This window comes from Gryllotalpicola sp. CP2-P1, assembly GCF_057512245.1.
Genome location: NZ_JBLRDT010000001.1, coordinates 69,559 through 78,518, shown reverse-complemented (window position 1 = coordinate 78,518; position 8,960 = coordinate 69,559). Strand labels below are relative to the sequence as shown.

General features: G+C 68.2%; 7 protein-coding genes and 1 tRNA gene. 2 read left to right on the top strand and 6 right to left on the bottom strand.

Translation table 11 applies throughout. From position 1 onward, the window contains the following. Positions 1-143: 143 nt before the first annotated feature. Genes ACM2XV_RS00305 through ACM2XV_RS00295 form a run of 3 tightly spaced genes read right to left on the bottom strand, consistent with a single transcriptional unit; the run spans position 144 to position 2,758 of the window. Positions 144-638: a GNAT family N-acetyltransferase gene (locus tag ACM2XV_RS00305; RefSeq protein WP_487025582.1), complete on the bottom strand. Its 495-nt coding sequence runs from the start codon at positions 636-638 to the stop codon at positions 144-146. Beyond that, complete coding sequence (locus ACM2XV_RS00300) at positions 635-1,945, bottom strand: MFS transporter (RefSeq protein WP_487025581.1); 1,311 nt, start codon at positions 1,943-1,945, stop codon at positions 635-637. Before ACM2XV_RS00300 ends, ACM2XV_RS00305 begins: the two co-directional genes overlap by 4 nt. 18 nt (positions 1,946-1,963) lie before the next feature. Further along, positions 1,964-2,758 (bottom strand): aldo/keto reductase, encoded by a 795-nt coding sequence (locus tag ACM2XV_RS00295; protein ID WP_487025580.1) that lies wholly within the window; start codon positions 2,756-2,758, stop codon positions 1,964-1,966. A 76-nt stretch (positions 2,759-2,834) separates the two neighbouring features. Here ACM2XV_RS00295 and ACM2XV_RS00290 point away from each other — a divergent pair, with 76 nt between their 5' ends. Together ACM2XV_RS00290 and ACM2XV_RS00285 are read left to right on the top strand one after the other, a co-directional pair. Continuing rightward, entirely contained in the window at positions 2,835-3,209 is a 375-nt protein-coding gene (locus tag ACM2XV_RS00290; protein ID WP_487025579.1) for a DUF2255 family protein, read from the top strand. Positions 3,210-3,238: 29 nt separating this feature from the next. Continuing rightward, entirely contained in the window at positions 3,239-4,909 is a 1,671-nt protein-coding gene (locus tag ACM2XV_RS00285) for an alpha-amylase family protein (RefSeq protein WP_344776109.1), read from the top strand. 30 nt (positions 4,910-4,939) lie between these two features. Here the strand turns inward: ACM2XV_RS00285 and ACM2XV_RS00280 are convergent, their stop codons facing one another. The 3 genes from ACM2XV_RS00280 to ACM2XV_RS00270 all read right to left on the bottom strand — a co-directional run bounded on the left by ACM2XV_RS00280 (position 4,940) and on the right by ACM2XV_RS00270 (position 8,830). Next, entirely contained in the window at positions 4,940-5,611 is a 672-nt protein-coding gene (locus ACM2XV_RS00280; RefSeq protein ID WP_487025578.1) for a GNAT family N-acetyltransferase, read from the bottom strand. An 82-nt stretch (positions 5,612-5,693) separates the two neighbouring features. Next, a tRNA-Gly gene (locus ACM2XV_RS00275) sits at positions 5,694-5,767 on the bottom strand. Positions 5,768-6,790: 1,023 nt separating this feature from the next. Further along, on the bottom strand, positions 6,791-8,830 hold the full coding sequence (locus ACM2XV_RS00270) for a hypothetical protein (protein WP_487025577.1): 2,040 nt from the start codon (positions 8,828-8,830) through the stop codon (positions 6,791-6,793). Positions 8,831-8,960: the final 130 nt, after the last annotated feature.

Genomic DNA, 8,960 nt, shown 5'->3' with positions numbered 1-8,960 from the left:
ACCCGGCGCGCTTCATCCTGGCGCGACGGCTCGACGACCTCGCCTACGGCTTCGGGGTGTGGCGCAGCGCGGTGCGCGCCCGCTCGGTGCGGGCGCTGCTGCCCGACATCACGCGCGGGCGGCGCAGACGCTGAGGGCTGCGCCTACAGCTCGAGCGCGAAGAAGACGCTGTTCGGGTCGTCGGTGTAGTCGGCGAAGGGGGCGCAGGGCAGGAATCCGTGCTTCGCATACAGCGCACGCGCGGGCGCGAAGTAGTCCTCCGCCCCCGTTTCGAGCTTGAGCTCGCGGATGCCTCGCCGGCGCGCCTCGGTCACGACAACGCCGAGCATCGCACTCGCCACGCCGCGCCCTCGCGCCGCGGCCGCCGTGCGCATCGACTTCAGCTCGCCGAGACCGCCGGGGTGCTGCTTGAGGGCGCCGACGCCGAGCAGCTCGCCGGTCGCCGCGTCGCGCGCGGCCCAGAAGGTGATGCTCGGGTGCGCGAGCGCGTCGGGGTCGAGGGCGTGCACGCTCTCGGCGGGCGATGTGGCGTGCATGTCACGCAGGTGCTCCGCGAGCAGCTCGAGCACGTCGGCCGCCCTCGGGTCTTCCACGGCGATGACCGGCCCGCCCGAGACGACCGGAACTGTCGGATTCACGGCGCGACTCCGGCATCGAGCGTCGTCTCGCCGCGGCTCGCACGCCCCGGCCGCCGCGCCGCGTACCACCACGCCACGAGGGCGCCCACGGCCAGCACGGCCGCGAAGACGCCGATCGCCTGGGTCACGCCGATCGCGGCGCCGAGCACCCCGAGCGTGACGCCGCCCCCGGTGCGCAGCCCGGAGGAGAACATGCCGTAGACGCCGAGGGTACGGCCGCGCTCGCCGGCGGGCGCCTCGAGCTGCACGACGCTCTGCGTGATCGACAGCGAGGCGATCTCGCCCGCGCCCGCGACCACCAGTGCGACGATCGCGAGCGCATAGCTGCCGGTCAGCGCGAACGCCAGGATCGCCCCGCCGAAGACGACCGTCGACAGCACCGCGGCGCGCAGGGTCGGCCTGATGACGCCGGTCGCCTCGAGCAGGAATCCGCCCACCACGCCCCCGAAGCCCATCGCGAACAGCAGCACGCCGTAGGTCAGGTCGCCCGACGACCCCGCCCCGAGCCGCGCCGCGAACACCGGCATCGACGACTGCAGCGCGTTCCCGATCGTGACCGCGGTCAGGCCCGAGATGATGATCATGGCGATGATCAGGTGATTCGAGCGGATGCTGCGCAGCACCCGCGCCGTGTCGCGCCAGCCCACCTGCGGCTTCACCGCGACGTCGGCGGCGCCGTGCGCGGCATCCCTGGTGTGCCCGGTGAACCTCGTGCGGAACATCAGCACCGTCATCGGCAGGTACAGCAGCACGTTCACGAAGATGCCGCCCGTCGGCCCGAGCCAGAGCAGCAGCGCAGAGCCGACGACGGGCCCGAACAGGATGCCGAGGCTCTGGAACGTGGCGTTCATGCGCACCGCGCTCGGCAGCTCGTGCCGGTCGACGAAGTCGTGCAGCATGAGCTGCTCGGCCGGCCCCCAGAGCGAGCCCGCGGTGCCGTGCAGCACGAGCAGGATGCAGGCCGCCCAGACCGTCAGGCTGTCGGTGAGGAAGAGCACACCCCACACCGCAGAGACGAGCATGAAGAGCCCCTGCGCCGCCTGGATCAGGCGGCGGCAGTCGTACTTCTCGGCGAGCGTGCCCGACCAGACCGACAGCAGCAGGAACGGCAGCCAGTGGCTGATGATCTGGAAGCCGACGAGCGCCGGCGAGTGGAACGTCTGCCACAGCACCCAGTAGGTGATCACGTGCTCGGTGTTGTCGGCCATCATCGACAGCCCCGAGGTGAACAGGTACGGGCGCGAGTCGCGGTTCCGCAGCGCGGCGAAGCGCCGAGGAAGCGAGGGGATCGCCGCGGTATCGCTCACCTAGTGAAAACTACCTCGTCAGGCGATGGCCTCCAGGCGCCCGATCTCCTCCGACGAGAGCCGGAAGCCGAAGATGTCGAAGTTCTCACGCTGGTGCTCGAGCGACCGCGAGCGGGGAATCGGCAGCAGCCCGACCTGCACGTGCCAGCGCAGCACGAGCTGGTTCTTCGTGACACCGTGGTCCGCCGTGATCTGCCGGAAATACTCGTGCCCGGCGACGCGGTCGGCGTTCTTCAGGGGGCTGTAGCTCTCGGTGACGATGCCGCGCAGCCCGTCCGTCTCGCGCGCGGCCCGGTTCTGGTGCAGCAGGTCGACCGGCACCTGGTTCACAGCCGGGGTGACGCCCGTGGCATCCACGACCTCGTCGATCTGCCCTGCGTCGAAGTTCGAGACGCCGATCGAGCGCACGCGCCCCTGCTCCTTGAGCTCGACGAGCGCCTTCCACGTCTCGACGTAGAGGTGGTTCTGCGGCTCGGGCCAGTGGATCAGGTACAGGCCGAGCTGATCGAGCCCGAGCCGCCGCATCGACTCGTCGAACGCCCGCAGCGTGCGGTCGCGCCCGTGCTGCCCGTTCGGCACCTTGCTCGTCACGACGAGCTCGGCCGGGTCGATTCCCGAGCGCCGGATGCCTTCGCCGACGGCATCCTCGTTGCCGTACGAATACGCCGTGTCGATCAGCCGGTAGCCGAGGCCGATCGCCCCCGCGATCGCTTCCGCGCCCGCGGCGCCGTTCAGCCCGTAGGTGCCGAGCCCGATCACCGGGATCGTCGTGCCGTCGTTGAGTTCGTAGCTGGGAACCGCGCTGTCCGTCATAGCTGCAGGCTAAACGGGCGAGCGGATGCCTGTACATGGGGTCGCGGGCGGGCGGCGGCTGCGTGACACTGGCGACATGAGCGAATGGACCCCTGAGGAAGTGCGCGCCATCGGCCAGGTCGAGGAGGTGCAGCTCGCCCCGCTCGCGGGCGACGGCACGCCCCTGCCGGCCGTCACCATCTGGGCCGTCACCGACGGCAGCGAGGTGTTCGTGCGCTCGGTGCACGGCACCGGGGCGCGCTGGTACCGGCACGTGCGCGAGACCGGGCGCGCTGCGTTCACCGCGGGCGAGGTGTCGCGCGAGGTCACCTTCGAGCCGGTGAACGAGATCAAGAACCAGGCGGTGACGGATGCCTACAACGCGAAGTACGCCGCCCAGCCCGCCGAGTTCCGTCAGCCGATGGTCGAAGGGCCCTCCGTCGGCGCGACGCTGCGGGTCGTGCCGGAGTAGCACCCGGCCGGCCGGGGTACCGGCATCGCGTGAAGATCACGGACACGGGCGACCTGTGGTGGAAGACCGCGATCGTCTACTGCCTCGACGTGAAGACCTTCCTCGACTGGAACGACGACGGCGTCGGCGACTTCCCGGGCCTCGCGCAGCGGATCGACTACCTCGCGAGCCTCGGTGTGACCTGCCTGTGGCTGATGCCGGTGCACCCGTCGGGCGGCGTCGACGACGGCTACGACCCGATCGACTTCTACGCCGTCGACGAGCGGCTCGGCTCGCTCGGCGACTTCGTCGAGATGGTGCGGGTCGCCCGCGACCGGGGCATTCGCGTCGTGATCGACCTCGTCGTGCAGCACACCTCTGACCGGCATCCCTGGTTTCAGAAATCCCGCGAGAGCACGCAGTCGCCGTTCCGCGACTTCTACATCTGGCGCACCGACTGCCCGCCCCAGAGCCCGCAGGACAGCGCCTTCCCCGGCGACGAAGACGGCGTGTGGGACCGCGACGAGAAGACCGGCGAGTACTTCCGGCACCAGTTCTACACGCGCGAGCCCGACCTCAACCTCACGAACCCGCGCGTGCGCGACGAGATCGCGAAGCTCGCCGGGTTCTGGCTGCAGCTCGGCATCTCGGGGTTCCGCGTCGACGCGGTTCCGTTCCTGCTGAGCGGCGAGGACCCGAACGCGAGCGCGGGCGAGCTGCACAGCTATCTGCGGGCGCTGCGGGCGTTCCTGTCGCGCCGCCAGGGCGACGCCCTGCTGCTCGGCGAGGTGAACCTCGACCGGAAGGAGCAGGTCGAGTACTTCGGCGGCGACGACGCCGACGAGCTCAACATGCAGTTCGACTTCGTCGGCATGCAGGCCATGTACCTCGCGCTCGCACGGCAGAGCTCGGAGCCGCTGCGCCAGGCGCTGATCGGCCGGCCGAAGCTCATCGCCGACAGCCAGTGGGCGAACTTCGTGCGCAATCACGACGAGCTGACGCTCGACAAGCTGACGGATGCCGAGCGCGAGGAGGTCTTCGCCGCCTTCGGGCCCGAGGAGCGCATGCAGGCGTACGGCCGCGGGCTGCGGCGCCGGCTGCCCCCGATGCTCGGCGGCGATCAGGCGCGCATCCGGATGGTCTACAGCCTGCTGTTCGCGCTGCCCGGCACCCCCGTGCTGTTCTACGGCGAAGAGATCGGCATGGGCGAGAACCTCGACGCGCCGGGGCGCCTCGCCGTGCGGGCGCCCATGCAGTGGAGCGGCTCGTCGCCGAACGGAGGATTCTCGAACGCGGATGCCTCGCAGCTGGTCGCCCCCGTCGTGCCCGGCGAGTTCGGGCCGGAGAACGTGAACGTCGAGGCGCAGCGCACCGACCCGGACTCGCTGCTTGCGTTCATCACGCGCCTCACCCACCGCTACCGCGAGTGCCCAGAGCTCGGCTGGGGCGAGGCGACCGTCGTCGACCACCCGAACCCGGCCGTGCTCGTGCTCGTGAACCGGTGGGACGACTCCGGCATGGTCACGATCCACAACTTCAGCGCCGACGAGCTCGAGGTCGAGCTCGAGCTCGACTGGGTGCCGCAGGGAACGCGCCTGGCCGATCTGCTCGACGACCACGGCCTCGAGCTCGGCGACGGCGGCCGGGTCACCCTGCCGCTCGAGGGCTACGGCTTCCGCTGGCTGCGGATCGCGACGCCGGGCGGCCGCCGGCTGCAGTAGTCCGTCAGAGGTGCCGCCACCAGGTCGAGCTCATGCCGACCCGGTTGAAGCCCTGCGCGCGGTAGATGATCGCGTCCTGCGGGCTCGTGCAGCCCACGGTGCGGGCGCAACGGCGTGCAGCAGCGCGGCGCCGAAGCCGCGGCGCCGGAAGGGCGGCCACACGTCGAGATCGAAGATGCCGGCGACGTCGCCGTCGACGAACGACCACGCGTGGCCCGCGAGCACGCCGTCGATGCGGATGCCGGCGTAGAACGCCCGCTCGGGCTGCGCCCGCGCGAGCCCGAGCATGCGGTCGTAGCCGTTGTGGCCCTGCTCGTCGCGCACGTCCTCGAGGTCGACCCCGACGTGCACGCGCGGATCGGCCGGCGCGTCGATGCCCGCGAGATCGGCCGCGAGCCACCACGGCGCCCAGCCGCGTTCGAATCCGGCGGCGGCGAGGGCGGAGGCATCCATCTCGTTGTCGACCCACGCGCCGACCAGCTCGCGCTCCTCGTTGCGGGCCTGCTCGATGCTGCGCTCGAGGGCGGAGGGGTCGATGGTCTCGGGGAACACCAGAATGAGGCCGTCGGGCCCGTCGACCCAGGTGAGCGGCCCGTCGCTCCAGACGCGGCCGCCGAGGCTCTCGGCGCGGGCGCGCAGCCATTCGGTCTGCACGTGCTCGCACAGGGAGACGATCTGTCGGTGATCCTCGCGCTCGTCCATGGTGATTCCAGGTTGCCCGCTGTTGCTGGATGCCTCAAGGGCTGACGGCGGCGGCCTGGTGGTGCTAAACGCCTTCGGATCGTGGAGCCGATGACGGGAATCGAACCCGCGCTGTCTGCTTGGGAAGCAGAAGTTCTGCCATTGAACTACATCGGCGATGCCTTGAAAACACTGGGATCGTGGCTGGTCGCCCAACCGCGGTTCCCACATTGGTTCCCACATGGCGGTGGCACCCGAAAGCTCGGGTGCCAGGACCATCATACGGGAGCGGCCTGGTTGGGTGCGTGATGGTTCAAGCGCTATCGGGCACCGGGCGAAACACGCGCCGGCCAAGCTGCGGCCCGCCTCCGAGTCGCGGCGGCCAGACGCCCAACCGCGCTAACGAGCGCAACTCACAGCCAAGGCGATCTGCCGCGCATAGGGAGTGCATGTCACCCCGTTAAGCGCCGCAGGCTTCCACTGCGGCTCCAGCTCACCGTCAAAAACAAGCGAACCCGAGTGCGCCTGACAGGCGACATCGGCCGCTGCGACATCATCGCAGTGGCCCTCCTCGTGGCGGCCGCGCACCCGGCCGCACTCCACCTGGTACTGCAGGCGCTCAGCGCCTGGCAACAAGCGAGCTGAGCTTTCGGGCACTCTGTGCGACACGCCGTCGCCGTTGTCGCCTTTTCTCATGTGACCAGCACATCAGCCAACCCGGCGCACCCCCTGAACAGCGATGTGGTCTGGGGGCAGTCGGTGTCGGCGTCGTATTGGAGAATTGGTGCGCGAGCGGAAACAAGCGCCCCGGAAGACAAGAAAACCCCCGCATCGCGAGGGCTCTTGCACTGTCTCAATTCAGTGCTGGGGTACCTGGACTCGAACCAAGAACAACTGAAAGTTCCAGGCCCTACGTGTTGGCCCCATCGCGAAAGTCTGTTTTCCAGCCGGATCAGCAATTTACTTGATTGGAGCGTACCAGCTGTTACGGCGTGATACGCGTTGATTCGGGGCTCTTAGGCACGAAAAGACCCCCAAAAGTACCCCCGAGCGGCCGTGCCGTGGCACGCCCGTCAGCCCGCACCCGCCTGAGCAGCTTGGGGTTCGCTGCGTGGGCGGCCTCCTCAATCGAGGATCTTCGTGAATCCAAGCAGCGGCTTTCGCCAGGAGCCGGCGCAGTTGCTCGAACAGCCAACGGGGTTACAAGTCGAAGGAGTAGACCGGCGACAACCCGTACGTCGTGATCGCGTCTTTGATGAGGACCATTGCCCAGAGCCCCTCGGCTGTCGACTCGCCGCCCGCATCCGCCTTGCGCGCGGGCGTTGTTGTCGTGCACACACCGCCGGAAAGAACGGGGCTCACTGCGATTTGGTCGAGGAATGCCCCGGAGCCGCCCGGCGTGGATGATGAGTCGGCGGTCTTGGCAGCCCACATGGGCCACGTGACGTTGGGGCTGTTGTCGACGAGCGAGTTGTTCCCGATGAACCACGAGGCGGCAGCCCGCGCCTGTTCGAGGTAGGCATCCCGTCGGGTGGTAGCCGTTGTGCGCCCGGACTGCTCCCATGCTTTGGCGAGTTCGATGAGCCCGGCCACGATCGATGAATTGTGGTAGACGATCTGCGTGTCGTTCGTGTGGAACTTCGCGGCCCAACCCGTGATGCTGGGGATCCGCTCGCGCGTGCGCCGGTTGTTCCCTGTGGTGTCGGCGTAATGGTAAGCCTGCATGCCGTAGAAGTTGTCGGCGGAGTAGCTGATGATGTCAAGAAAGCTGCCCAGGGCGGCGTCTGTCTGTCCCAGGTCGCGCTTGAGCCTGTACGCCCGGGCCAGGGCATACATCTGGACCTGGCCCCACGCCTGCCAGTTTCCGCTGGCGGCATCGTCAATGAAGATGCCATTCCGCCAGTCACCTGACGAGCCGACGAATTGGGTGGCGATCACGCGGTTGATGGCTTGATCGATCTTCGCGTACACGGCGGACTGGGTCGGCGGCCCGTCATAGCCAGTGGTGGTCGTTGCCAGCGCCGAGTATGTCCCGTATCCGGCCCCGATCCAGCGGATGCGGAAGTACTCGCTCAGTCCGGTGAGGAAGAAGCTTGCCAGCCTCGTGTCGAGGGTTCCCATGTCGTACTGGAGGCAGTTCGTGAGGACTCGATTGAGGTGGTTCTCCAAGAACGCCGCGAAATACGCGTCGTCGCTGCCGAACACTCCGCCCGGGCTGGTCGCCTTGACCTTCTGCATCATCTGCAGGCCCATCGCGAGCGCCCAGAGCTGGCGCGCATCCTTGGCACCGAGGTTGTGGGTGCTGGTGGTCCAATCTTTCTTGATGTTCGACAAGTATGACGTCGGCCCGCTCGTCGCATCGGAATAGAGCGGGCCGTTGTAGACCGCCGCCACGTCGCTGCCGTTGGTCGCGACAAGGTCGTCCATGTAGATCGAGTAGGCCGGGTGGGAGATAAAGGGAGGGGCCGGGACGGGGGCTCCTCCGCTCGTGATGATCGCCGTATCCGCGGGGTCGCACGGGCCGGGCGCCGACTGCATCCACAGCGCGCGACCGCCTCCCGGCGCGGCCGGGTAGGCGGTTCGCCGGTTGAACTCTGTGCGGTACATGTAGTGAGCGTTCTGGCCTTGCACCGCAGGATCCCACGCATAAATTGAGGGGGCGTCGAGCCAGGCGAAGTTGTATACCCTGCCTTCCATCGTGATGAGGTGGCAGGTAAAAGTAAGGAGTGCTTTCGCTGCGGTCAGCGACGCGACCGTGCCATTGCGGAGGTAGTCGGTGGCGAGAGCAATCGCGGCACGCGCCGCGTCGTCGACGCAGGCTGCCCCTTCAGCCATGTCCTGATAGACGTTCCACCCGTTGGTCTCCCAACCGGACTTCGCGACCGCGTAAAGCGCCAGGGCCTGCATCGGCCACGCTGCCACCGCGGCATAGCCTCCGCTGCCGAGGGTCGCGTCATAGTACGAGGGCACCGGCCAGGTCACGCCGTGCTGGTCTGGGCGCTGGCCCGGACCAGTTCCAGAGCCGTAGGTGAAACCGGTCACGTGTCCCGACGCATCGACCGAGCGCGCGGTCAGGAGCTGCCAGCTCAGGTGGCCGTATCGGTGAAGGTCGTAGTCATCGAAACTGACCGACGTCGTCGTCGCATATGCAGCCAGAGGCCGCTGTGCCGCCACGACGCCGAGCGCGGCGGTGGAGGCGGCTCCCACCATGAATGTCCGCCGACTGAATGCATTACCCACGTCGTTCCTCCTCGTTGAGATAACGTTGTTTCCTGTACTAGCATGGGCCACGCGCTCCCGGACATCAAGCGGGTAAAGCGATTCACGCCACATTGGCGAGCAGGAACGCCAGCAGATCAAACAACGTTGT

Excerpts from the sequence above, each read along its gene's own strand:
- ACM2XV_RS00295 (WP_487025580.1), bottom strand. The coding sequence starts at position 2,758 with ATGACGGACAGCGCGGTTCCCAGCTACGAACTCAACGACGGCACGACG.
- ACM2XV_RS00290 (WP_487025579.1), top strand. The coding sequence starts at position 2,835 with ATGAGCGAATGGACCCCTGAGGAAGTGCGCGCCATCGGCCAGGTCGAG.
- ACM2XV_RS00280 (WP_487025578.1), bottom strand. The coding sequence starts at position 5,611 with ATGGACGAGCGCGAGGATCACCGACAGATCGTCTCCCTGTGCGAGCAC.